This is a genomic window from Azorhizobium oxalatiphilum, from assembly GCF_014635325.1.
Classification (GTDB): domain Bacteria; phylum Pseudomonadota; class Alphaproteobacteria; order Rhizobiales; family Xanthobacteraceae; genus Azorhizobium; species Azorhizobium oxalatiphilum.
The window spans coordinates 400914-424214 of record NZ_BMCT01000005.1 but is presented as its reverse complement, the minus strand read 5'-3'; the positions used below and the strand labels follow the sequence as shown (position 1 = coordinate 424214).

General features: G+C 68.2%; 19 protein-coding genes and 1 riboswitch. Of the genes, 3 read left to right on the top strand and 16 right to left on the bottom strand.

The genetic code is table 11. From position 1 onward, the window contains the following. Positions 1 to 30: 30 nt before the first annotated feature. A riboswitch (SAM-I-IV-variant riboswitch) is annotated at positions 31 to 140 on the bottom strand. A 319-nt stretch (positions 141 to 459) separates the two neighbouring features. The 5 genes from IEW24_RS18585 to IEW24_RS18565 all read right to left on the bottom strand — a co-directional run bounded on the left by IEW24_RS18585 (position 460) and on the right by IEW24_RS18565 (position 7670). After that, positions 460 to 1209: a helix-hairpin-helix domain-containing protein gene (locus IEW24_RS18585; RefSeq protein WP_188581366.1), complete on the bottom strand. Its 750-nt coding sequence runs from the start codon at positions 1207 to 1209 to the stop codon at positions 460 to 462. 168 nt (positions 1210 to 1377) lie between these two features. Then, positions 1378 to 3558: a BON domain-containing protein gene (locus tag IEW24_RS18580; protein ID WP_188581364.1), complete on the bottom strand. Its 2181-nt coding sequence runs from the start codon at positions 3556 to 3558 to the stop codon at positions 1378 to 1380. Positions 3559 to 3781: 223 nt separating this feature from the next. Continuing rightward, on the bottom strand, positions 3782 to 6274 hold the full coding sequence (gene clpA / locus IEW24_RS18575; protein ID WP_188581362.1) for an ATP-dependent Clp protease ATP-binding subunit ClpA: 2493 nt from the start codon (positions 6272 to 6274) through the stop codon (positions 3782 to 3784). A 178-nt stretch (positions 6275 to 6452) separates the two neighbouring features. After that, the gene (gene clpS / locus IEW24_RS18570; protein WP_188581503.1) at positions 6453 to 6785 is read right to left on the bottom strand and encodes an ATP-dependent Clp protease adapter ClpS; all 333 of its coding nucleotides are present in this window, start codon (positions 6783 to 6785) and stop codon (positions 6453 to 6455) included. A gap of 552 nt (positions 6786 to 7337) precedes the next feature. Beyond that, positions 7338 to 7670 (bottom strand): phasin family protein, encoded by a 333-nt coding sequence (locus tag IEW24_RS18565; RefSeq protein ID WP_188581359.1) that lies wholly within the window; start codon positions 7668 to 7670, stop codon positions 7338 to 7340. Positions 7671 to 8000: 330 nt separating this feature from the next. On the opposite strand from IEW24_RS18565, the gene IEW24_RS18560 reads away from it, so the two are divergent. Continuing rightward, complete coding sequence (locus tag IEW24_RS18560) at positions 8001 to 9686, top strand: D-alanyl-D-alanine carboxypeptidase (RefSeq protein ID WP_188581357.1); 1686 nt, start codon at positions 8001 to 8003, stop codon at positions 9684 to 9686. A 14-nt stretch (positions 9687 to 9700) separates the two neighbouring features. On the opposite strand, the gene IEW24_RS18555 is transcribed toward IEW24_RS18560, so the two are convergent. Both IEW24_RS18555 and IEW24_RS18550 read right to left on the bottom strand, forming a co-directional pair. Then, entirely contained in the window at positions 9701 to 10435 is a 735-nt protein-coding gene (locus IEW24_RS18555) for a DnaJ domain-containing protein (RefSeq protein WP_188581355.1), read from the bottom strand. Between the two features lie 50 nt (positions 10436 to 10485). Continuing rightward, complete coding sequence (locus IEW24_RS18550; RefSeq protein ID WP_188581353.1) at positions 10486 to 11196, bottom strand: VWA domain-containing protein; 711 nt, start codon at positions 11194 to 11196, stop codon at positions 10486 to 10488. 183 nt (positions 11197 to 11379) lie between these two features. On the opposite strand from IEW24_RS18550, the gene panC reads away from it, so the two are divergent. Beyond that, the gene (panC, locus tag IEW24_RS18545) at positions 11380 to 12237 is read left to right on the top strand and encodes a pantoate--beta-alanine ligase (RefSeq protein WP_188581350.1); all 858 of its coding nucleotides are present in this window, start codon (positions 11380 to 11382) and stop codon (positions 12235 to 12237) included. 298 nt (positions 12238 to 12535) lie between these two features. Here the strand turns inward: panC and IEW24_RS18540 are convergent, their stop codons facing one another. From IEW24_RS18540 to IEW24_RS18520, 5 genes are all read right to left on the bottom strand, one after another. Next, the gene (locus IEW24_RS18540) at positions 12536 to 12730 is read right to left on the bottom strand and encodes a hypothetical protein (protein WP_188581349.1); all 195 of its coding nucleotides are present in this window, start codon (positions 12728 to 12730) and stop codon (positions 12536 to 12538) included. Between the two features lie 88 nt (positions 12731 to 12818). Continuing rightward, complete coding sequence (locus IEW24_RS18535) at positions 12819 to 13595, bottom strand: amino acid ABC transporter ATP-binding protein (RefSeq protein WP_188581347.1); 777 nt, start codon at positions 13593 to 13595, stop codon at positions 12819 to 12821. A gap of 13 nt (positions 13596 to 13608) precedes the next feature. Continuing rightward, a complete protein-coding gene (locus IEW24_RS18530; protein ID WP_188581345.1) occupies positions 13609 to 15009 on the bottom strand; it encodes an amino acid ABC transporter permease in 1401 nt (466 codons plus the stop codon). Between the two features lie 12 nt (positions 15010 to 15021). Further along, positions 15022 to 16314, bottom strand: coding sequence for an amino acid ABC transporter permease (locus IEW24_RS18525; RefSeq protein ID WP_188581343.1), 1293 nt, complete (start codon positions 16312 to 16314; stop codon positions 15022 to 15024). Between the two features lie 357 nt (positions 16315 to 16671). Next, positions 16672 to 17682, bottom strand: a complete 1011-nt coding sequence (locus tag IEW24_RS18520) for an amino acid ABC transporter substrate-binding protein (protein WP_188581341.1) — start codon at positions 17680 to 17682, stop codon at positions 16672 to 16674. Positions 17683 to 18103: 421 nt separating this feature from the next. Here IEW24_RS18520 and metC point away from each other — a divergent pair, with 421 nt between their 5' ends. Continuing rightward, the gene (metC, locus tag IEW24_RS18515; protein WP_188581339.1) at positions 18104 to 19297 is read left to right on the top strand and encodes a cystathionine beta-lyase; all 1194 of its coding nucleotides are present in this window, start codon (positions 18104 to 18106) and stop codon (positions 19295 to 19297) included. A 62-nt stretch (positions 19298 to 19359) separates the two neighbouring features. On the opposite strand, the gene IEW24_RS18510 is transcribed toward metC, so the two are convergent. Genes IEW24_RS18510 through IEW24_RS18495 form a run of 4 tightly spaced genes read right to left on the bottom strand, consistent with a single transcriptional unit; the run spans position 19360 to position 23072 of the window. Next, positions 19360 to 19695: a lipid-A-disaccharide synthase N-terminal domain-containing protein gene (locus IEW24_RS18510; protein ID WP_188581336.1), complete on the bottom strand. Its 336-nt coding sequence runs from the start codon at positions 19693 to 19695 to the stop codon at positions 19360 to 19362. Positions 19696 to 19702: 7 nt separating this feature from the next. After that, on the bottom strand, positions 19703 to 20440 hold the full coding sequence (locus IEW24_RS18505; RefSeq protein WP_188581334.1) for a glycosyltransferase: 738 nt from the start codon (positions 20438 to 20440) through the stop codon (positions 19703 to 19705). Then, entirely contained in the window at positions 20437 to 21345 is a 909-nt protein-coding gene (locus tag IEW24_RS18500; RefSeq protein WP_188581331.1) for a phosphatase PAP2 family protein, read from the bottom strand. The genes IEW24_RS18505 and IEW24_RS18500 overlap by 4 nt, the downstream gene beginning before the upstream one ends. Continuing rightward, on the bottom strand, positions 21342 to 23072 hold the full coding sequence (locus tag IEW24_RS18495; protein ID WP_244644530.1) for an ArnT family glycosyltransferase: 1731 nt from the start codon (positions 23070 to 23072) through the stop codon (positions 21342 to 21344). The genes IEW24_RS18500 and IEW24_RS18495 overlap by 4 nt, the downstream gene beginning before the upstream one ends. Between the last annotated feature and the right edge of the window lie 229 nt (positions 23073 to 23301).

Genomic DNA, 23301 nt, shown 5'->3' with positions numbered 1-23301 from the left:
TTTTCAGGAGCTGGACGGACGCTGCGTGGCTTTGACCCGTTTGATTGCCGGTTCGGCCACATCCTCCCATCTCTGGGAGCGCCACCTTGCCCGGGAGGCAGGTTGGCGTTGGGCGTCAGGCCCAACTCTTGATGTGCCGCCGTGTGTAATCCTGTTGGCGCAAAACCGCAAGATGCATGTTGAATGGGAGCCTTCGTCCGTGGGGCACCACACTCGCCACCCGCGCTACAGGTCCCCTCTCCCGCTTGCGGGGGAGGGCTAGGGAGGGGGCACGGCCGGGTGCGCCGCCCGTCATGTCAGACAGCAAGACAGAGTGATCCGAAGATCTCCGGGGGTAGGACCGCGGAACGCGTGCCCGCGCTGCGCGCGGCCCCCTCCCAACCCTCCCCCGCAAGCGGGAGAGGGCTTTTCTGGCACGTCCGGCGCGTCCCCGCAGGCGGGAGAGCTTTCCGCCTCCCCTCACTCCCCGCCGTCCCCGCCGCGTTCGCCGGCGCCTTCCGGTCCCTGCCCGTCCGCCAGCAGGCTGCGGGCCTGCGCCACCCAGCCTTCGCGCTCGATGCGACCGGGGAAGGCCAGAGCCGCACCCACCCAGCGCACCTCCGCCGGCGTCCAGGCGGCGATCTGGCGGAAATGGTGGATGCCCAGCGCATTGAGCTTGCGCTCATTCTGCGGGCCGATGCCCTTCAGCCGCTTCAGATCGTCCGCCGGCCCGTCCGGCGCCGCCAGCAGCGGCGGGGCGATGCCGGGCGCGCCTTCACCGGCGGGCGTCTCCGCAGCGGCACCCTTGTCGGGCGCTTTCGCGGCCGGCGTAGCGGGGGAAACGGGAGCGGCCCTGGGTGGGGTCTTGGGAGCGCTCCTCGCGGAAGCCGTCTTCTCCGGAGCGCTCTTCTCCGGAACGGCCTTGGGCGGTGCCTTGGCCCTGCGCGGGGGATCCGGCGGCAGGCCGAGCGGCAGCTCGGGATCGTCGGGCGCCAGCGGCACATGCTCCACGGGCGGCATGGCCGGGGTCAGCGTGGGGGACGGTGCGGAGGGCACAGGCCGCTTGCGGGGCTCGGCCTCATCCGACGTGTCGATGGCCGAGAAGGTGGCGCGCGCCAGATGTTCGAGGCCCCGCCGCCGCGCCCGCACGCGCAGCACATAGGCCAGCGCGCCGCCAAGCCCGAAGGCGGCCACCAGCAGCAACGCCACATCCAGGCTGAAGGCCATCATGGCTGCGCACCGGGCCGCCAGGCGGCATAGATGGTGGCGAAGCCCAGACCGAAGGCCAGCAGCTCGTAGGGCCACAGGCTCACCGCCAGATAGAGCATCCCTTCTCCTTCCCCTGACGACCGACGTTTCGGCCATCCATGGCGGCCGCGAGCCGGCCGTCCTGTTGGTTCATTCGGCTGCGCGGACCACGATGCGGACCCCCGCCACGCTCAGCGCGGGCGCGCCGGGCAGAGGCTCCGGCGCATCGGGTTCCCATTGCACATGGTGGTCGGGAACGCCCGCCGCCACAAGGGCGGCGCGCAACGCCGCGCCCCGCGCCTGCGCCACCGGTCCGGGCAGCGTGGAGCCCGGCGCGGGCTGCAACACCAGCGCCGGACAGCGCTGCGCCACCTGCACCATGTGGTCCACCGTGGCCCGGCTCACCGGCGTGGGCCGCCCGCCGGCATCGAAGGCGAGACCGCGCGCCGCCGCATCGGTGAGCAGGCGCGTGCACTCCGCCGCGCCCACCGGCACGGCGGGCGGCGGCGGCTCGATCTCGGTCTCTCCCGAAAAGCCCTTGGGCAGCACCGCCTTGAAATCCGCCGTCACGAGGGGCTCCGCACCCGCATAGCGGCCGGTGCCGATCAGCGTCACCTGCCCGTCGGAAAAGCGCAGGTCGCCCGTCTCCAGCCGCGCCAAGGGGCCGAGGCCGGCGATGACCGCATCGAGGAACCCAGCCGGCGCCCCCGCCCCCACCGCCGCCACGTCGGTGACGCGCGCGCCGGGGAAGAGCTGGGCGATGCCGGCTTTCACCGCATCATGGGTGGTCTCGTCCGGATAGAAGCCGGACACGGTGACGCCGGTCTCGTCCGAGCGCACGGCGAACACATAAGGCGAGATCACCGGCGGCAGCACGCGGGCGGCATCGAGCTTGACGCCCGCGGGCGGGCTCTTCAACGCCTCGGACAGGGTCGCGAAACTGGCGCTGTCCACCGCCTCGCCGGTGAGGGTAAGCGTGCTGCCGAGCACGGTGGCCTCGCCCGAGGCCATGCGGCTCACCTGCGCGATGGCGTAGGTGACGGCGGCGGTCCAGGCTTCGGCGGGCGGGCCGCCGGAGGCAAGGCGCACCTGATCGCTCACCTGCCCTCCGGCGAACAGGGCTTTCACCGCATCGCCCATGATGCGGCGGGCTTCCTCGCCCGGCGCATAGCCGGTGAGGCGCACGGTCGGCCCCTGCCGCCAGATGCGCCAGACGAACGGTGCCACCTGAGGCGGCTCGATGGCGAAGCGGCTCACCTGGAAGCCCTCGGGCGGGGTGCGGCGGGCGGCGGCGAGTGCGTCATAGATGGCGAAGCTGCCCGCCGCGCCCTCGATGGTCAGGGACGTATCGGACAGGCCCACCTGCCCCCTCGGCAGAATGGCGAGCTGGGTGGTGAGGTAGCGCACGGCGCGCAGCCAGCGGTCGGTGGCCGGCGCGCCATCGCCCAGCACCGTGCCATCCGCCACCCCGGCATTGGGCATGGCGCCGTGCAGGATATCCAGCACCTGCTGGCGCGCCTCGTCGGAGGGCACATAGCCCTTCAGCTGGATGCTGTCGCCGTTGCGCGCTGCGGACCACACATAAGGCGACACCACCGGCGGGCGCACCGCGAAGCGGGCGAGCCGGAACCCTTGCGGCAGCGGGGCGTGCAGGGTCTGCAACAGCTGATCATAGGTGGAGAGGTCCGGCGCCCGCCCCTCGATGGCGAAACTGTCGTCGGAGAGCGTGACCCGGCCGGACGGCAGGCGGGACAAGGCATCGAGCGCGAAGGCCACCACGGCCGAGAAATCCCCGGCGGGGGCGCCGCGTGCGCGCACCAGCTTGTCCACGCCGCGCGCGGTGACGCCGGGCGGCAGGCTTTTGACCGCCTCGGCGATGCGGGCGAGCGCATAGCGGGAGGGCACATAGCCCTCCATCTGGAGCACGGGGCCGTCGCGCACGAGGGAGAAGGTGAAGGGGCGGCGTTCCGGCAGAAGCGTGGTGGCATCGGTGACGCTGCGCACGCCGGAGAGGCTGGCGACCGCGCGCAGCACCTTGTCGCGGGCCTCCTGCGCCAGCGCCTCGCCATGCACGGTGGCATCGCGCCCCGCCAGACGGGCGACCGCCCAGGATTCGCCGATGGCTTCCAGTTGGTCGGCGGCGCGCTCGGTGAGGTCGGTCTCGACGCCGCCGCGGCTGGCCACGGCGACGAGGCCGATCAGGACACAGAGCAGCAGCAGGCCGATGACAAGAATGCGCGGATCGAGGGGCCCCGTGGCGCGCCACAGGCTGCGCCGCGCCGGTCCATCCGCCCCACCGGCCCGCTCCCCCGGGCCAGACCTTGCATCCATCCGCCTCTCCTGCCGCCTCGGCCGCCCACCGGGATCGGGACTTCGAGACGGATTCACGGTTCAGATTGCCTCAATCTGCACCGATCCGGCTCGGAGGCACATTAAGCAGGTTTGCGGTCCAAATCACGGCCCAGGTGGACAAAAGCACTGGAGGAAGGCTGCGCCTGCGCGCAAAAAGAAAGGGCGGCCGAAGCCGCCCTTTCCGAACTCTCCACCGGGAGCCTCAGGCTTTCACCAGAGGCACCTTCGGCACATGGCTGCCGCGCCGGGGGCCGCTGGACGGGCCACCCGAGGGACCGCCCTTGGGGCCGGACTTCGGGCTGCCCTTGGGGCCGGACTTGCCGCCCCCGTCCTTGGTGGCGCGGGCCGCCGCAGCCCGCTTCCGCGGGGCGCGCTTCTGGGCCGGGGCCTTGATCTTCTCGGGCTTGGGCGTGATGGGGCCATCCGGATATTCGAAGCCGAGCTTCGAGTCCTTGCCCTCGCCTTCCACCACCACCTGCACGTGGCCGCCGCTCTTGAGCCGACCGAAGAGCACCTCGTCCGCCAGCGGCGTCTTGATGAACTCCTGGATCACGCGACCCATGGGACGGGCGCCCATCTGCTCGTCATAGCCGCGCTCCACCAGCCACTGCGTCGCATCGTCGGCAAGGCCGATGGTGACGTTGCGGTCGGCCAGCTGGGCTTCCAGCTGGAGCACGAACTTCTCCACCACCAGGCCGATGATGTCGGTCGAGAGGTGGGCGAAGGGAATGACGGCGTCGAGACGGTTGCGGAACTCCGGCGCGAAGGTGCGGTTGATCGCCTCCACGTCGTCGCCTTCCCGCTTGGAGCGGGTGAAGCCATAGGCCGCCCGCGACAGGTCCGCCGCGCCCGCATTGGTAGTCATGATCAGGATCACGTTGCGGAAATCCACCGACTTGCCGTTGTGGTCGGTGAGCTTCCCGTGGTCCATCACCTGCAGCAGGATGTTGAACAGGTCCGGATGGGCCTTCTCGATCTCGTCCAGCAGCAGCACGCAGTGCGGGGTCTGGTCGACGCCGTCCGTCAGCAGGCCGCCCTGGTCGAAGCCCACATAGCCGGGAGGCGCGCCGATGAGGCGGGACACCGTGTGGCGCTCCATATACTCCGACATGTCGAAGCGCAGGAGGTTCACGCCCAGCGTGGAGGCGAGCTGCTTGGCCACTTCCGTCTTGCCGACGCCGGTGGGGCCGGAGAACAGGTAGGAGCCGATGGGCTTCTCCGGTTCGCGCAGGCCGGCACGGGCCAGCTTGATGGAGGCGGACAGCGCCTCGATGGCCTTGTCCTGCCCGTAGACCACCCGCTTCAGGGTCGTCTCCAGATTGGACAGCAGTTCCGCATCGTCCTTGGAGACGGACTTGGGCGGAATGCGCGCCATGGTGGCGATGGTGGCCTCGATCTCCTTGAGACCGATGGTCTTCTTGCGCCGCGCCTCCGGCACCAGCATCTGGGCCGCGCCGCTCTCGTCGATCACGTCGATCGCCTTGTCCGGCAGCTTGCGGTCATGGATGTAGCGGGCGGACAGCTCCACCGCCGCCTTGATGGCGTCGTTGGTGTAGCGCAGCTTGTGGTAGTCCTCGAAATAGGGCTTCAGCCCCTTCAGGATCTCGATGGTGTCCGGCACGGTGGGCTCGGCCACGTCGATCTTCTGGAAGCGGCGGACGAGCGCCCGGTCCTTTTCGAAATACTGACGGTATTCCTTGTAGGTGGTCGAGCCCATGCAGCGCAGCGTGCCCGAGGCCAGCGCCGGCTTCAGCAGGTTCGAGGCATCCATGGCGCCGCCCGAGGTCGCACCGGCGCCGATCACCGTGTGGATCTCGTCGATGAACATGATGGCGTTCGGATAGGCCTCGATCTCCTTCACCACCTGCTTGAGGCGCTCCTCGAAGTCGCCGCGATAGCGGGTACCGGCGAGCAGCGCGCCCATGTCGAGCGAGAAGATGGTGGCGGTGGCGAGCACTTCCGGCACGTCGCCATTGATGATGCGGCGCGCGAGGCCCTCGGCGATGGCGGTCTTGCCGACGCCAGGATCGCCCACGAACAGCGGGTTGTTCTTCTGCCGGCGGCAGAGCACCTGGATGGTGCGCTGGATCTCCGCATGGCGGCCGATGAGCGGGTCGATCTTGCCCTCGTGCGCCTTCTTGTTGAGGTTCACGCAATAGGCGTCGAGCGCATCGGCCTTCTTCTTCGGCTCCTCGCCGGCCTTGGTGTCGGTCTCTTCCTCGGCGCCGCGCACGGGGCGGCTCTCGGACATGCCGGCCCGCTTGGCGATGCCGTGGGAGATGTAGTTGACCGCGTCATACCGCGTCATGTCCTGCTCCTGCAGGAAATAGGCGGCATGGCTCTCGCGCTCGGCGAAGATGGCGACCAGCACGTTGGCGCCGGTCACTTCCTCGCGGCCGGAGGACTGGACGTGGATGACCGCGCGCTGGATCACGCGCTGGAAGCCGGCGGTGGGCTTGGAATCGTCGCCGCCGGTCTGGACCAGGTTTTCCAGCTCGCTGTCGACATATTCGACGAGGTTCCGACGCAGCTTGTCGAGATCGACATTGCAGGCGCGCATGACGGCGGCCGCGTCCTGATCATCGACGAGGGACAGAAGCAGATGCTCGAGCGTCGCGTATTCGTGGTGGCGTTCGTTGGCGAGAGCCAGTGCGCGATGGAGCGACTGTTCGAGGCTGCGGGAAAAAGTAGGCATCGACACCTCTATCTCGTGCCTCACCGGGGTCCGGTCGCCTGACTTCAGGCTGCCATGCCCCCCGTGGTGCGTGTGCTCCGTAAAACTTCGTACCGCTGTCCCCCCTGCGCAAGCCCCAAAAGCCACCACCCGCGTCGTCGTGATCGTGCAAACGCAGGAAATGCCTCCAATTACAGCGTCATTTTTTCTCCATGACGCACTGCAGCGGATGCTGGTGCTTGCGCGCGAAATCCATCACCTGCGTGACCTTGGTCTCGGCCACCTCATAGGTGAACACCCCACATTCACCCACGCCGTGATGATGCACGTGCAGCATGATGGTGTTGGCTTCCTCGATGCTTTTGGAGAAAAAGCGCTCCAGGACGTGCACCACGAATTCCATGGGCGTGTAGTCGTCGTTCAGCAGCAGGACGCGGTACAGGCTGGGACGCTTCACCTGCGGCTTGGTGCGGGTGATGACCGCCGTGCCGGGGCCGCCATTGCCACGGCGGGGCTTGTCGTCATCCGCCATGGCACGGGTGTCCCGACTGGCAGGGACGCCGTCGAGGGCGGAAAGGGGCTCGCAATGGTCCATGTCTCGTCGTGTCATTTCGGCTTCTGCGCCTTGTCCGGCGATCGCGACCCCGCATGCGGCGGCGCCGGCGGGTCGGGCGACCAGACGCACCGCGGATGATGGGAACTGGCCGGATAATAGGAAGCGGCTGCCCCAAGCGCCAGAGACTGCGCTGCCAGAATGGCTAAAAACAGCGTGCGCCCGCCCGCGGACCAAACCGCGCAGGCGCGCCAGCCATGGGTGAACGCCACGGGAAACTGTTCGCAGGATCGGCGGGAACGCAGGCTGGCCCATCGCGGGGGCGCGTCGCGCGCCGGTAAAAGAAAGGCCGGAGGGGGAACGAAAGGCCCGACGGGGGCCTTTCGTGACAAAAGCGTTTGCGGCGCGGCGCCCCTCACCCTGGGTGAAAGGGAGCGCCGGGCCGGATCATGCGTCAGGCGCGATACGCGTTGAGCGAACGCGCCCCGGGCAGCTCCTGGCGGACAGCAGCCCGGGCCGGGAACGGCTGGATCAGCCCTGCACCTTCGCGAAGGCGGCTTCGTAGGGCTTGTAGGCATCCTTCGCGAGGCTGGAATACAGCTCGCCGAGCTTGGTGGATTCCGCCACCAGCGCCTCGTAGGAGCTCTTCAGATAGCTCTGCTGGATCTCGACCGCCTGCTCGAGCGTCTTGGCGCCCATGAGCTTCTCGAGGGTCGCGGTGCCCTGCTCGAAGGAGCTCTTGGTGTAATCAGCCACTTCGATGGCGATCGCCTGCGCGCCCTTCGAGAAGGCGCCGAAGCTGGTCACGGCCAGGTCGTAATTGTCCTTGCCGAGTTTCTGAAAATCAACGGGACCCTGAACCATTTGGGTGTCTCCATCCATCTATTGCCGACAGACGGCCCGCTCCAGTGCCATGGCTTGAGGCCGACTGCACCGCAGGCCGACAGGCGGGATCCTCCCCCCGCCACCTCCGAATATCCCGCACCGCACAATTGACGTCAAGTCATTTTGTGCACTGCACAATATGGCATGCAATGCGTTCGGATTTACGCGTTGGTAACTGCCCGTTCCCTAGGCTGGGTGCAGTCAATTCCTATGGCCTTGGTTCTTGGACGGCGCGCAGCGGCTCGGTGGGGGCCTTCCGCAACGCACCACACGCAGCGTCGCCATGGCCAGGCACACGGACACGGTTTCATGCATTTCGCGCTCGGCTCCTCCTTCGGCAAGAAACTGGTGGCGGCATCGCTCATGGCTGTGGTGATGGCGACGGCCACCACCCCCGCCGATGCCCGCCCTCGCAAGTCCAAGGCGGCCCAGTCGAGTTCGCGCTCCTCCGATGACGGCGGCAACTGGAAGCGCGGCACCGCGGCGCTCATCATCGACGCCAACACCGGGCGCGTCCTCTATGAGGACAATGCGGATGCCCTGCGCCATCCGGCATCCCTCACCAAGATCATGACGCTCTACATGCTGTTCGAGCAGCTCGAGACCGGGCGCCTCTCGCTCGGCAGCGATCTGCCCGTCTCGGCGCACGCATCGTCCCAGTCCCCCACCAAGCTCGGCCTGCGCCCCGGCTCCACGCTGGAAGTGGAAGATGCCATCAAGGCCGTCGTCACCCGCTCGGCCAATGACGCGGCGGTGGTGATCGGCGAGGCCATCGGCGGGACCGAGAGCAACTTCGCGGCCATGATGACCCGCAAGGCGCGGGCGCTGGGCATGGACAACACCACCTTCCGCAACGCCTCCGGCCTGCCCAATCCGGGTCAGGTGACGACCGCCCGCGATCTGGCCATCCTCGGCCGCGCCATCCAGGAGCGCTTCCCGCGCCAGTATCGCTATTTCTCCACCCGCAGCTTCGTGTTTCGCGGCCAGACCATCGGCAACCACAACCGCCTGATGGCCCGCATGGAAGGCGTGGACGGCATCAAGACCGGCTACACCAACGCCTCCGGCTTCAACCTCGTGACCTCGCTGCACAAGGATGACCGCTACCTGATCGGCGTGGTGCTCGGCGGCTCCAGCGCGGCCTCCCGCGACAACCGCATGGCCGGCCTGCTCAGCTCCAATTTCAACCGCGCCTATGCCGGCAACCGCACCGCGCCGCGCATCGTCGAGACCGCCTCCCGCGATGCCGACGTGCCGCGCCCGGCGCCCGCCCCCGACAACCGCCCGAGCGCACCGCAGCTGGCGCAGGCGCAGCCCGCCCTCACCGCGCCGCTGCCCCCGCCGCAGCGCATGGCCTATGCCGCCGCCGATCCGGTGACGACGGCCAGCGTCTCGCAGAACCGCGCGCCCGCCCCCGGCTCCACCGAGCCGATCCGCCCGGTGGCGGTGCGCACCACCACCATCGGCCGCCCGGCCAACGCCCCCGCCGCGGCGCAGACCTTCTCCGGCCAGCAGGCCCCCGTCGCCGGTGCCGCCGCGCCCCGGCCCGCCACCCTGACGCCGCCCGGCGACCTCGCTCTGGCCCCGGCCGCCGTGGCCCCGCCGGAAGCTGCCGCCGTGCGCACCGCTGCCTCCGGCCCGGTGGCGCTGCCGGCCGAGACGGTGGCCGAAGCCACCACCCCTGCCCCACGCCCGGTGCGTGTCGCCTCCGCCGCCCCCGTGGCGCCTGCGCCGGCCGCCCACACGCCCCGCTCGGGCTGGATCATCCAGATCGGTGCCTTCGGCGCCGAGAAGGAAGCCCGCGCCCGCCTCGACGACGCGCGCTCGAAGGCCGCCATCGCGCTCAAGGGCGCCGATCCCTACACGGAGAAGGTCGAGAAGGGCCGCTCGGACATTTACCGGGCCCGCTTCGCTGGTCTGACGGAAAAGGGCGCGAAGGACGCCTGCCGTTTACTTCAGCGCAAGGACTTCGACTGCATGACTCTGCGGAACTGACGGAAAGGGAGGCCTCAGGCATGTTTGCGCAGAATCACGTCCTTGGCCTGATTGACCCGCGCGGCCAGATAGTCCGAGCCCCCCTGGTCGGGATGGAGTTTCTTCATCAGCCCCCGATGGGCCGCGCGAACCGCCGCCTCCGTGGCGCCCGGTTCAAGCCCCAGGACCTGATAGGCCTCTTCTTCGGTCATGGCGGCGTCAGCCGTGCGCGGCCGTCCACCGCCCATATTCCCCCGACCCGCATCACCCTGAACGTGTTCACGCCAGGCGGGCGCCCGGCGGTCGAGATAAGCTTCGAGTAGCCCCAGCGACTGCGGGTCCATTTCCGCCCGCAGCGCCACCAGAGACGCCACATCCAGCGTCTCCAGATCGGTGCCGGCCCTTGGCCCGGCGATGATGTGGCCGGTGAGATTGCCGGTGCGGTGATCCAGCTCCATCTCCAGCAGCCCCGAGCGCACCTTCGAGGCCTTTGCCCCCCGCGCCGCGCCGAACAGCGTCCCCATGCCGCTCATGGCCGAACGCCAGCCGGTCTGCCCGCTGACCCGCCCCAGCAGCGCGAGCCCAACCACCGCCAGCCCCATGGCGGCGCCGATGCGGCCCGTGAACAGCAGCCCCGCCGCGCCCGTGAGCGCGATCCACGCGCCGGTGCGCATCACGTAGCGGGACAGCTGCTTGGCATCCATGCCCGTCCACACCTTGAGGGCGTAGAGCCCCACGGCGAGCAGGGCCAGCCCCGCCAGAACACTCATCGCTTGAAGCTCCAGAAATACATACCGTCCCGAAGGCCCGCCGGGCTCACCTATGCCTTGCCGGACGGCATGGCCGCAAGCAGGCGGCGCGCGCCGGCATCGCCTGACGCAAGGAGTGCCGCTGATCCGCCGGCCGCATAGGTGGCTACCGCCCTGAGCAACGCGCGCAGTTCGTCGGCCGCCCCCGCATCGAATCTGCACCACGCGCCGCCGGTGAGGGCCGCCATCTCGCGGAACACCCGCTCCACGCTCTTGTCGTGCCCCTCCTGAAAGACGAACAGTTTCAGCCCGCGCACGCCCAGCCGGCCGGCGGCCTCCAGCAGCGTGCCGGCATCTTCCTCCAGCGCGTCGCCCACGAAGACCGCCGCCGGCAGTCCGGCTTCGCTCGCCTGCCGCTCCAGATGGCCCAGCACGCGGCCGATCTGCGTGCGCCCGCCCTCGCAGGAGATGCGGCCCATGAGCGCGGCCAGCTTCTGCGCCTCGGTCACATAGCCCGAGGCACGGCATTCCCGCAGGCCGCGATAATAGACGAGCTGCACCTCCAGCCCGCCGAGGCTCGCCGCCACATCGAACATCTCGGCCTGCAGCGCGCAGGCGAGGTCCCATGTGGGCTGGCGGGAGGCGGTGGCATCGAGCGCGAAGGCGAGCCGCGCCGGCCGTCCGGCCGGGCGGGTGGCACCGACAGCCCGCACCTTGGCGAGGAAGTCGTTGATCTCGCCCTGCGAGGCGGAGCCTGCCGGAAGGTTCGGATCATCGGCCATGGGCGGGCAGCGGTTCGATGCGTGTCATGGGGTGAAAATAGGCGGTCGTGCGCCGGCAACCAAGGGCGCCCCCAAAGGTGTCCTGCCATCCGCAGATACCGGAGGGTGCTTTCCTCCCCTGCCCTTCGCGATTAGGTTCCGCCCCGCGCGCGGGCGAACCAACGGCCCGGCGGGAGGACAGCGATGAACGAGCAGGGCGTGACCGGGCCGCAAATCGTCGGCAGCGTGGCGGATCTTCGGGCTGTGGTGGCCGGCTATCGCCGGGCGGGCGAAACTCTGGCGCTGGTGCCCACCATGGGCGCGCTGCACGCCGGCCATATCGCTTTGGTGAAGGCCGCGCAGGCGCGCGCCGGCCGGGTGGCGGTCTCGATCTTCGTGAACCCCACCCAATTCGCCCCCACGGAGGATTTCGGCCGCTATCCGCGCACGTTCGAGGATGACGTGGCAAAGCTGAAAGAGGCCGGCTGCGATCTGGTGTGGGCGCCGGATGCCGCCGAAATGTATCCGCCGGGCTTTGCCACCAGCATGGCGCTCACCGGCCCGGCGCTGGGGCTGGAGACGGATTTCCGGCCGCATTTCTTCTCGGGCGTCGCCATCGTGGTGTCGAAGCTGTTCCTCCAGACCGGCGCCGACTTCGCGCTGTTCGGCGAGAAGGACTATCAGCAGCTGCGGGTGGTGACGCAGATGGCTGCCGATCTGAATATTCCGACCGAGGTGGTGCCCTGCGAGACGGTGCGCGAGGCTGATGGCCTCGCCCTCTCCTCCCGCAACCGCTATCTCTCGCCCGAGGAGCGCGCCACCGCGCCGGTGATCCACCGGGCCTTGACGGAGGCTGCCATCCGCATCCGCGCGGGCGCAGCTCCCGATGCGGCGATGGCGCATGCCAGCCTGACGGTGGCGGAAGCGGGCCTTCGGGTGGATTATCTGGAAGCCCGCAACGCACTGACGCTGGCTCAGCTTGCCGCGCCCGGCGAACCCATCCGCCTGCTGGCGGCAGCCTGGCTCGGCAACACGCGGCTGATCGACAACATTCCAGTGTGAGCGGGCCGCTCGCTACAGGCGCCACACTTCCCCCAGCGCGACCTGTCCCCTCTCCCGCTTGCGGGGGAGGGTTAGGGAGGGGGCAGACCGGGCGGAAAATCGGGAATGGGGAGGCCGGTGGAGCGCGCCTCCGCGCAGCGCGCGGCCCCCTCCCCAGCCCTCCCCCGCAAGCGGGAGAGGGAGTGCGTGCCGCATGCGAAAGCGCCGTCAGACCATGCCCATGTAGGTCGCGGCGAAACCGATCCCCAGCCCTCCCCGCAGGCGGGAGAGGGAGTGCGTGCCGTATGCGAAAAGGCCGTCAGACCATGCCCATATAGGTCGCGGCGAAGCCGATGATCACCAGCACCAGAGCGACGCTGAGCACTGTCAGGATACGACCGGAGCCGACGCCCTGTCTGGCCTGCGCGGCGGGCTTGATGGGTTCGCCGGCGGGGCCTTCCCTATCCGGCTGATGGAAGTCGCGTTCCTCGCGGCGTTCGGCAGGATCCTGCATGATCGCCTCCTTCTGGTTGTCCCAGAGGAACGTCTGCACCCGCCCTTTGGGTCCACGCGGCCTTGAACGCCGCGTGGACGGGTGCCCGTCAGTGCAGGATCTGCGACAGGAACAGCTTGGTGCGCTCGTGCTGCGGGTTCGAGAAGAACGCGTTGGGCTCGTTCATCTCGATGATCTGGCCGGCGTCCATGAAGATCACCCGGTCCGCCACCTGACGCGCAAAGCCCATCTCGTGGGTCACGCACAGCATGGTCATGCCGTCCTCGGCCAGACTCACCATGGTCTCCAGCACTTCCTTCACCATCTCGGGGTCGAGCGCGGAGGTGGGCTCGTCGAACAGCATGATGCGCGGGCGCATGCACAGCGCGCGGGCGATGGCCACGCGCTGCTGCTGGCCGCCCGAGAGCTGGCCGGGATACTTGCCCGCCTGCTCGGGGATCTTGACCTTGGTGAGGAAGTGCATGGCCAGATCCTCGGCCTCCTTGCGCGGCATCTTGCGCACCCAGGTGGGGGCGAGGATGCAGTTCTCAAGGATGGTGAGGTGCGGGAACAGGTTGAAGTGCTGGAACACCATGCCCACCTCGCGGCGCACCTCGTCGATGCGCTTGAGGTCGTTGGTCAGCTCGATGCCGTCCACGATGATCTGGCCGCGCTGGTGTTCCTCCAGCCGGTTGATGCAGCGGATCGTGGTGGACTTGCCGGAGCCGGACGGGCCGCACACCACGATGCGCTCGCCGCGCTTCACGGTGAGGTTGATGTCCCGCAGCACGTGGAAATCCCCGTACCACTTGTTGACGCTCACCAGTTCGATGGCGGTGGGCGGGGCAGCCGCGACATCGGCGGCGAGGATGGGATCGGCGCTCATTTTGTTCTTTCCCTCAATGGCGGTGGTTGCGGTCAAGACGCCGTTCGAGCGCCATGGAGTAGCGGGACATGCCGAAGCAGAACACGAAATAGAACAGGCCGGCAAAGCCGAAGCCCGTCACCACCGTGGTGGGGGTGGCCCAGGAGGCATCGGCAAAGGCCGCGCGCAGCGCACCCAGCAGGTCGAAGATCGCGACGATCAGCACCAGCGTGGTGTCCTTGAACAGGCCGATGAAGTTGTTGACGATGCCGGGGATCACCAGCTTCAGCGCCTGCGGCATCACCACGAGGCGCATCATCAGGCCGCCCGGCAGGCCGAGGGCGGCTGCGCCCTCATACTGGCCCTTGGGGATCGCCTGCAGGCCGCCGCGCACCACTTCCGCCATGTAGGCGGAGGCGAACAAAGCGACACCCACCAGCGCCAGCAGCAGCTTGTCGATGCTGACGCCGCCGGGCAGGAACAGCGGCAGCATGTAGGTGGCGAAGAACAGCACCGTGATCAGCGGCACGCCGCGCCAGAACTCGATGAAGGCGGTGGAGGCGATGCTCACCAGCGGCATCTGCGAGCGCCGGCCCAGCGCCAGCAGGATGCCCAGCGGCAGCGAAGCGGTGATGCCTGTGACCGCGATGACCAGCGTCACCAGCATGCCGCCCCACAGGTCGGTGCGCACCGAGGTGAGGCCGAAGGGAATATCCACCGCCGCCAGCACCACGCCGAGCACGGCGAAGACGACGAGCATGCCTTTGCCCGCCGTCCTGCGGTTGCCGGCGAACACCGGCGCCACCGCCGCCACGATGGCGGAGATGAGCAGGGCCGAGACCACATAGTCCGGCCAGAAGCCGGACCTGAGGCCGATGGCCTGCCCGATGTTGGTGAACACGCCGCCGAGCCCGAGCCGGCTCAGGAGGAAGCCGCGCAGGCCGAGGTCGCCGCCGGTGAGCAGCACGAAGGCCACCACCGGATAGATGCCGAAGAAAGCCAGCGCGTTCAGGCGCTTGCCGGGCACCTTCTGGATCATCAGCGGCACCAGAAGCACCACGCCCAGCGCATAGACGAGATTGACCCGCCAGCGCTCCGGCTCCGGATAGAAGCCATAGATGATCTGGTTCCACTTGGCCCAGATGAAGGGCCAGCAGGCGCCCACATCCCGGCCCACCTTCTCGGGCAGGCAGGCGTCGCGATTGGTGCCGGTGAACACCGCGTCGATGAAGAAGAAGCGCACCACCGGCGGGATCACCACATAGGCCACCCACAGGCCGAACAGGGTGAGCAGCACCTGCCCGACCGAGCCGACCAGATGCGCCCGCGCCCAGGCGATGGGGCCAGTGGTGGAGACTGGCGGCGGCTGCTGCTGCAGCATGGCCGAAGACACGTAACCGGAGGGCTTGCCGGCGGGAGGAGCGGATACGTCCATGGCGGCGGCTCCTCAGCGTTCCACCAGCGCGACGCGCCGGTTGTACCAGTTCATGATCATCGTGGTGATGATCGAGATGGTGAGATAGACCGCCATGGTGATGGCGATGATCTCGATGGCCTGTCCGGTCTGGTTCAGCGTGGTGCCCGCGAACACCGCCACCAGATCGGGATAGCCCACCGCCACGCCCAGCGTCGAATTCTTGGTGAGGTTCAGATACTGGCTGGTGAGCGGGGGAATAATCACCCGCAGCGCCTGCGGGATCACCACCAGGCGCATGGTGAGATTGGGCTTCAGCCCCAGCGAAGCCGCCGCCTCCGACTGCCCCTTGGACACCGAGAGGATGCCCGCGCGCACGATCTCGGCGATGAAGCCGGCGGTGTAGATGGAGAGCGCGAACAGCAGCGCCACGAACTCGGGGATGACGGGCACGCCACCCACGAAGTTGAAGCCGCGCAGTTCGGGCTTCTCGAACGTCACCGGAAAGCCGGTGACGACGGCGGCGATCAGCGGCAGGCCGATGAGGAGGGCCAGAGCGGTCCAGAACACCGGGAACTGCTGGCCGGTGGCCACCCGCCGGCGCTTGGCCCAGCGCATGGTGAACCAGATGGCGAAGATGGCCACCACGAGCGCGATGCCGACGATGGTCGAGCCGCTCTCGAAGACCGGACGCGGGATGCGCAGGCCGCGATTGTTGAGGAACACGCCCGGCGCCGCGAGCGTGCCGGCGAATGCGGAGAGCTGGGCGCCCACCGAGCCGAGGCCGATGCCGTTGAGGCCCGAGGCGATAGCGTTGATGAGCGGCTGAAGACCAAAGCTCAGGCTCTGGCGCGGTCCCGGCAGCGCCGCCAGCACGGCGATGTACCAGAACATGATCTGGAACAGCGGCGGCAGGTTGCGGGTCACTTCCACATAGGCCGAGGCCAGCGCCTTGATGACCACGTTGGAGGACAGGCGCGCCACGCCCATCACGAAGCCGATGAGGGTGGCGAAGATGATGCCGACGAAGGCCACCAGCAGCGTGTTGAGCAGGCCCACAAGGAAGGCACGGCCGTAGCTCATGCTCTCATCGTAGGGGATCAGCGTCTGCACGAGGCCGAAACCGGCGGAATTCTCGAGGAAGCCGAAGCCGGAGGCGATGCCGCGCCGCGCGAGGTTCGCCTGCGCATTGGCGAGGATGGACCAGGCCATCCAGATCAGGAAGATGCCGAGCACGGCCTGGAGGACCAGAGAGCGGAGCTTCGGATCGGTCCAGGACCAGCGGCGGACCTTCGGCGGTCCTTCACGCAGGCTAGCGTCTGTCATGTTGTCCCTCGGAAATGAGATAGGCCGGCGGCTCTGTCGTCCGCTCTGGCGCCCGCGGCCAGCCCCCAAGACCAGCCAACTTTGGCCAATATCCGCGGCAGTCGGGCAATCAACGCGACGATACGGGATGGAATGCCCTTCAGCCGCGCCTGATCCAGATGGGGCTGCGGCCGGTGCATCCTTCGAATGCCCCTCAGTCGGGGGCACGCCAATTTGGCGATTGGCGACGATCCGGCCCGCCGGCAGCTCCCCGCTGCGACACATCCGGATCAGAGCGCCCGCCCCGTCTCCCCAGCCGGAACGGCGAACGCCCCTAAAAGGCCGATGCCCGGCGAACCGGGCATCGGAACTGCGTGATCAGCGGATCGGCATGCCGTACTGGAGGCCGCCCTGGGTCCACAGCTTGTTGAAGCCGCGTTCGATGCCCAGCGGCGAACCCTTGCCGACGTTGCGCTCGAAGATCTCGCCATAGTTGCCGACGAGCTTCACGGCGCGCAGCGCCCAGTCGGGGGTGAGGCCGATGCCCTCGCCGAACTTGCCGTCCGAACCGAGCAGGCGCTTCACTTCCGGATTGGCCGAATTGACCTCCTGCTCGGCATTCTTCTGGGTCACGCCCAGCTCTTCCGCGTTGAGCAGCGCGTAATAGGTCCACTTGATGAGGTCGAACCACTGGTCGTCGCCATGGCGCACCAGCGGGCCGAGCGGCTCCTTGGAGATCACTTCCGGCAGGACGATGTGATCGCCCGCATTGGTGAGCTTCAGCTTCACGGCGTAGATCTGCGACTGGTCCGAGGTGAACACGTCGCAACGGCCGCTGTCATACGCCTTCACCGTCTCGTCGATGGTCGCGAAGGTGATGACCTCGTACTTCATGTTGTTGGCGCGGAAGTAGTCGCCGAGATTCAGCTCGTGGGTGGTGCCGGTCTGCACGCAGATCGAGGCGCCGTTGAGCTCCTTGGCCGACTTGATGTTCAGCGACTTGCGGACCATGAAGCCCTGGCCGTCGTAATACATCACACCAGCGAAGTTGAAGCCGAGCGAGGTGTCGCGCGACATGGTCCAGGTGGTGTTGCGCGAGAGCACGTCGATGGCGCCGGACTGGAGCGCAGTGAAGCGGTCCTTGGCCGACAGGGGCGTGTAGCGCACCTTGCTGGCGTCATTGAAGATGGCGGCCGCGACGGCGCGGCAGAAGTCCACGTCGAGGCCGGTCCAGTTGCCCTTGTCGTCGGGGCTGGAGAAGCCCGGCAGGCCCTGCGTCACGCCGCAGTTCAGCGCGCCGCGCGCCTTCACGTCGTCCAGCGTCGTGGCCTTGGCGGCGCCTGCGCCGAGGGCGAGGACACCCATTGCTGCGATAAGGATGCGTTTCACGGATGATCCCTTCTTTTTTTGTCCCCCAGCCGGGATGGCGGTGGCCAGCCCGACCCCCGCCTGACAGGGCGAGAGTCGACGTCCCCTGCGGGATCGTCGTATGGGAGCATCTCAAACGCTCGCGCCCGCACGGTCAATAGGTGCCTGCGGGTTGCGCACGAATGCAGTTCCGGAGCACGTAACAATCAGATTGCCTGCAATCTGATCGGCGAAACGTCCTCCATGTATCCAACTCCATGTATCCTGGAGACTGATTCAGCGATCAGGTTGTTGCAACCTGATCCGATCGGACTTTAGAGCCTGATCACGACGAGCGGATTGAACCGATCGCTGATTTTGGTCTCTTTTCAACAACCGAAAGCGTGATTCCGCATCCGGCGGACAGGATCACGCGGCGAGTTTATCGGGAGAAGTGTGGCTCATGTCTCATTCCGGCGACGACGACGCTCTGGCCCCCGCCACCCGCGTGGCCCATCTCGGCCTCGATCCCCAGCGCTTCGACGGCTTCGTCAATCCGCCGGTGGTGCGCGGCTCCACCGTGCTCTCCCCCACCTACAAGGATCTGGTGAACCACACCGGCCGCTACAGCTACGGCCGGCGCGGCAATCCCACCACCGAGGCGCTCCAGAACGCCATCACGGCGCTCGAAGGCGGCGACGGCACGGTGCTCACCCCCTCCGGCCTCTCGGCCTGCTCCGTCGCCCTGCTGTCCGTGGTGGGCGCGGGCGATCACCTGCTGATGGTGGATACGGTCTACCGCCCCACCCGCAATGTCTGCGACAAGCTGCTGAAGCGCATGGGGGTGGAGACCACCTATTACGATCCGCTCATCGGCGCCGGCATCGCGGACCTCATCCGCCCCAACACCCGCGCCATCTTCCTTGAGGCGCCGGGCTCGCAGAGCTTCGAGATGCAGGACGTGCCGGCGATCACCGCCGTGGCGCGCGAGCGCGGCATCTTCACGCTGATCGACAACACCTGGGCGACACCGCTCTTCTTCAAGCCGCACAGCTTCGGCGTGGACATCTCCATTCAGGCCGGCACCAAGTATCTGGGCGGCCATGCGGACCTGAACCTCGGCACCATCTCGGCGGTGGGCAAGGCATGGACCCAGGTGCTCGCCACCCATGGCGACATGGGCATCTGCGTCTCGCCGGACGATGCGGCGCTCGGCTCGCGCGGGCTGCGCACGCTCGCGGTGCGGCTGGAGCGCCACCAGACCTCCGCCCTTGAGGTGGCGCGCTGGCTGACGGCCTCGCCTTATGTGTCGCGGGTGCTGCATCCGGGGCTGGAGAGCGATCCGGGGCATGCCATCTGGAAGCGCGACTTCACCGGCGCCACCGGCCTGTTCAGCCTGATCCTGAAGCCGGTGCCGGAGGCGGCCTATGCCACCTTCTTCGACTCGTTGAAGCTGTTCGGCATGGGCTATTCGTGGGGCGGCTTCGAATGCCTCGCCATTCCGTTCGACTGCGCGGAATACCGCACGGCGACCGAATGGAAGGTGGAAGGCCCGGCCGTGCGCCTGCACATCGGGCTGGAAGAGCCGGCGGACGTGATCGCGGATCTGTCGCAGGCGCTGGAGAAGATGGCCGCGCGGGCTGCCGCGGCGGCGTGAGCCTCAAACAAAAACCCCGCCGTCCTTCCGGGCGGCGGGGTTTTTCATGGGGCGAGCCCCGATCAGGTCACGGCGCGATTGGCGCGGCGCTCGCGGATGGCGAACTGCAGGTTGCGCAGATAGATCAGGGTGGAAAACACCTGTCCGGCGATGAACACCGGGTCGCGCTTGTAGATGGCATAGACCAGCAGCAGCGTGCCGCCGCCGAGCGAGAAGGTCCAGAAGGCGAAGGGCAGCACCGAGCGCCCGGCCCGCTCGCTGGCGATCCACTGCACCACGAACCGGCCGGTGAACATCACCTGCGCCACGAAGCCGAGCACCACCCAGCCGTCGAACTGGGTGATGAACACGTCGTGCAGATAATCGCCGACCGAATTCAGGAGCTGAACGAGCAGCATCAGACTTTCACTCCACGACCTGCGGCACCCGCCGCCGCCGGATCAGCCACCAGACGCCAAAGAGGTCGGCGATGCCGACCCAGAGGCGATTGAAGAAGCCGTAATTGGACACGCCATGCCAACGGGCCCGGTCCACGACCGGGAGCGTGCGGATCTCGTAGCCCTCGCGCTTCACCAGAGCGGGGGTGAAGCGATGCAGGCCGTCGAAGATGGGCAGGGCCAGATAAACGGGGCGCCGCACGACCTTCAGGCCGCATCCCGTATCGCGCGTGTCGTCATTCAGCAAGGCACGGCGCACCCGGTTGGCGGTGCGGGACTGGACGCGCTTGAACGCCGTATCCTTGCGGCCCTGCCGCTCGCCCTGCACCATGCCGACACGCGCACCGCCTTCATCCAGCACGCGAACCATGTCCGGCAGATAGACCGGATTGTTCTGGCCGTCGCCATCCAGCAGCAGCACGATCTCGCCCCGCGCCGCCCAGGCGCCGGTATTCACGCCCGCCGACTTTCCACAGGATTTGGCGTGGGTGATGACCCTGACGTAAGGGCGGGTGGAGGCCACCTCGACCAGCTCCTGCGCGGTGCCGTCGGTGGAACCGTCATTGACGAAAAGGATCTCGAACGGCTCCGTCATGGCGGCGTCAATCTCGGCCACGAGGGGCGCGATGTTGCCCTGCTCGTTCTTGACGGCGATGACGACGGACAGGCGGGGCGTGCCGGTAAATCCGGCAAAGGGGGAGCTCAAGGTCTAGCCTCTTGGGAAGCGGAGGAGGCACCGGACAGGCGGTGCGCGGGCGAGAAAAGCGCCATCAGGCGCCGCATGGAAGGACCGGGCATGGGATGAAGCCTGCCATCGGCCGCGATGGAGAAGACCAGCCCGCGTGCCGCGAACACCTTGGCCAGCCAGAAGCTGGAGGCGGTGGCGATGGCGGCGGCGGCGATCACGTCGCTGGGAAAATGCGAGCCGAGCACCACGCGGGAGGCGGCCACCAGCACGGCGAGCGCGATCAGCCACCAGCGGGCCTTCGGAAACAGCAGCGCCGCCGAGACCGCGAAGGCGAACACCACCGTGGAATGGCCGGACGGGAAGCTGGAGTAGCTCGCCTGCAGCCTGAACAGCTCGAACGTCAGATGGGCGTTGGGGCCGGGCAGATGCAGCACCTCATAGGGGCGCGCGCGGCCGAGGATGTATTTGACCACCAGCACCGCCAGCGACGTGGCGGCCACGCTCAGGAACACAAAGCCGACCCGCGCCACCACCGCCGCCGCCACCCGGCGGTAGAGCAAATCCAGGTGCGGCACGGCGCCCAGCAGCACGAGGAGCGCGATACCCAGCGGCCACAGCACGGTGCCGCCGAGGCCAAGCTCGGTGACGCGCTCGAAGAAATGGATGACGCCCAGCGGCAGCATCAGGCGCAGGCCCGGGATCAGCGGGTCGATGAGGATCATGGTGGCCGCCACCACGCCGCCCACCAGCATGAACAGGCACACCATCTCCACCAGCCCGTCCATGGGCAGGCGGGGCGCGGGGCCACGGGGCTTGCGGGTGCGCAGCACCTTGAGCGCGGTGAACAGGCCGGCCACGGCCGCCCTCACATCCTCCACCCAGGCCGGGCGGGATGCGGGAGGGGTGGCGGCGGCGTCACTCAACGGGTGGGCTCCGCACGGAAGACGGAGATTTCGACCATGCGGCCGCCGTTATAGGCAAAGCCCGCCACCCGCTCCACCAGTTGCGGCTTGAGGCCGAGCTGCGTCATGCGCAGTTCGAACAGCGGCAGCATGTTCTTGCCGATGAAGGCGAGCGAGCAGCCGCCCTCGTTCAGGAGGTCCGCCGCCTGCACCGGATCGGTGAAGCGGATGTCCGTGCCGGCCAGGAAGGCGAGGCTCGGCTCCTGATAGGGCACGGTGGCGATGCGATTGGCCGGGCATCCGCTGTCGCGGGCGATGGTGGCGAGGCGCTGGGAGATCCACACGCCCTTCAGATGCGGCATCAGGCCCTGATAGACGCCGATGTGCAGCGCCAGAGCGCCCACCACCGCCACCAGATAGGCCGGCTGCGCGCCCGCCGAGGGCAGCGCGAGCGCCGCCACCACGAGGAGCACCAGCGCCACGGCGAGGAAGGGCCACGCCATCAGCGCCGCACCATCTCCCAGATAATAGAAGCCGAAGGCCAGCGCGCCGGCCAGCAGCACGCCCAGCAGCGGCCACAGCCACACGAGGCCGGCGAGGCGCTTGCCCACATGCTGGAGTTCGCCCCGCTGCCAGGCGAGGCCAGTGAGGATGGCGAGCGCCGGATAGAGCGGCAGCACATAGTGCGGGAGCTTGGTGGCGGTGATCTCGAACACCAGCCACGCCGGCACAACCCAGGCGATGAGGAAGACGACGGGCTTCTCGCGCCGCGCCCGCCATGCGAACGGCAGCGCCATCACGGCGAGCACGATGGCCGGCCAGAAGGTGCCCCAGATGGCGAGGAGATAGGTGCCCGGCGGCGCCCAGTGGCCCTCCTGGCCCTCCGTCACCTTGCCCAGCATGTCGACGCCGACGGCGAGCTTATAGAACTGGCCGTTGGTGACGTAATAGATGGCCACGAACCACGGCAGCACCAGCAGCAGGCACCACAGGATGCCGGGCAGCGGACGCAGGCGCAGCAGGAAGCGGCCCGAACGCTCCACGATGACCAGCGCGAGGATGGGCAGTCCCACGAACAGCGGCGCCATGGGCCCCTTGATCAGGATGCCGATGGCCAGTCCGGTCCAGAAGATGGCGGCGTTGGGGAAGCTGCCGCGCTTGTCCATGACGGGCGCGAGATAGGCCCGCGCCAGTGCGCCCATGGACGCCATGACGGTGCACAGGAGCACCGCGTCGGTCTTGGCGAGGCGGGCCTCGATGCCCAGCAGCACGCAGGAGGCCATCATCAGGCCGGCCAGCAGCGCCCCGCGCCGGGAGGTGAAGACCAGAGCCGTCCAGTAGGTGAGCAGCACCGCGCCGATGGCGCCGATGAGCGAGGGCAGACGGTAGAACAGGATATTGGTGCGCGCCGAGGGGCCGGTCAGGGCCTCGCCCATGGCGGCGCTGGCCGCCTGCAGCCAGTGGATGCCCACCGGCTTCTTGTAGCGGACATCCTCCTTGAAGCGGATGTCCACGAAATTGCCGGTCTCCAGCATCTGCTTGGAGGCCTGCGCAAAGCGGGCCTCGTCGCGGTCGATGGGGGAGATGGCGCCGATGCCGGGCAGGAAGGCGATGAGCGCCACCACCACCAGCAGGAGGCAGGCGCGCAGATGCGTGCCGGCTGCGGCGTCGAGGCCGGCGGCGAGGCGCTGGGCGAGATCAGTTGCGAAGGACCGGCGCGTCTGGGACGCCGGTGCGGTCATGGCCATGAGTTGAGAAGACCCGGTCAATTTTGGCGCGGACAATAGCAGAAACGCCCGGCGGGCAAAGGCCGTGCAAAGGTGGCGCAAAAATGGCCCGGAGATCGGGAGTCCTGCGGGGCCTTGCCGCAACAGGAGGCGCACGCCCCATGCCGGCACCGGCACAAGGAGTCGCGGGCAAGGATTCAGACGCGGCTTCCCCTGCCCTGCAAGGATTCGCAATCCCTGGGGCGTTCCG

Coding starts and splice junctions, on each gene's coding strand:
- IEW24_RS18585 (WP_188581366.1), bottom strand. CDS start 1,209: ATGATGGCCTTCAGCCTGGATGTGGCGTTGCTGCTGGTGGCCGCCTTC.
- IEW24_RS18580 (WP_188581364.1), bottom strand. CDS start 3,558: ATGGATGCAAGGTCTGGCCCGGGGGAGCGGGCCGGTGGGGCGGATGGA.
- clpA (WP_188581362.1), bottom strand. CDS start 6,274: ATGCCTACTTTTTCCCGCAGCCTCGAACAGTCGCTCCATCGCGCACTG.
- clpS (WP_188581503.1), bottom strand. CDS start 6,785: ATGGCGGATGACGACAAGCCCCGCCGTGGCAATGGCGGCCCCGGCACG.
- IEW24_RS18565 (WP_188581359.1), bottom strand. CDS start 7,670: ATGGTTCAGGGTCCCGTTGATTTTCAGAAACTCGGCAAGGACAATTAC.
- IEW24_RS18560 (WP_188581357.1), top strand. CDS start 8,001: ATGCATTTCGCGCTCGGCTCCTCCTTCGGCAAGAAACTGGTGGCGGCA.
- IEW24_RS18555 (WP_188581355.1), bottom strand. CDS start 10,435: ATGAGTGTTCTGGCGGGGCTGGCCCTGCTCGCCGTGGGGCTCTACGCC.
- IEW24_RS18550 (WP_188581353.1), bottom strand. CDS start 11,196: ATGGCCGATGATCCGAACCTTCCGGCAGGCTCCGCCTCGCAGGGCGAG.
- panC (WP_188581350.1), top strand. CDS start 11,380: ATGAACGAGCAGGGCGTGACCGGGCCGCAAATCGTCGGCAGCGTGGCG.
- IEW24_RS18540 (WP_188581349.1), bottom strand. CDS start 12,730: ATGCAGGATCCTGCCGAACGCCGCGAGGAACGCGACTTCCATCAGCCG.
- IEW24_RS18535 (WP_188581347.1), bottom strand. CDS start 13,595: ATGAGCGCCGATCCCATCCTCGCCGCCGATGTCGCGGCTGCCCCGCCC.
- IEW24_RS18530 (WP_188581345.1), bottom strand. CDS start 15,009: ATGGACGTATCCGCTCCTCCCGCCGGCAAGCCCTCCGGTTACGTGTCT.
- IEW24_RS18525 (WP_188581343.1), bottom strand. CDS start 16,314: ATGACAGACGCTAGCCTGCGTGAAGGACCGCCGAAGGTCCGCCGCTGG.
- metC (WP_188581339.1), top strand. CDS start 18,104: ATGTCTCATTCCGGCGACGACGACGCTCTGGCCCCCGCCACCCGCGTG.
- IEW24_RS18510 (WP_188581336.1), bottom strand. CDS start 19,695: ATGCTGCTCGTTCAGCTCCTGAATTCGGTCGGCGATTATCTGCACGAC.
- IEW24_RS18495 (WP_244644530.1), bottom strand. CDS start 23,072: ATGGCCATGACCGCACCGGCGTCCCAGACGCGCCGGTCCTTCGCAACT.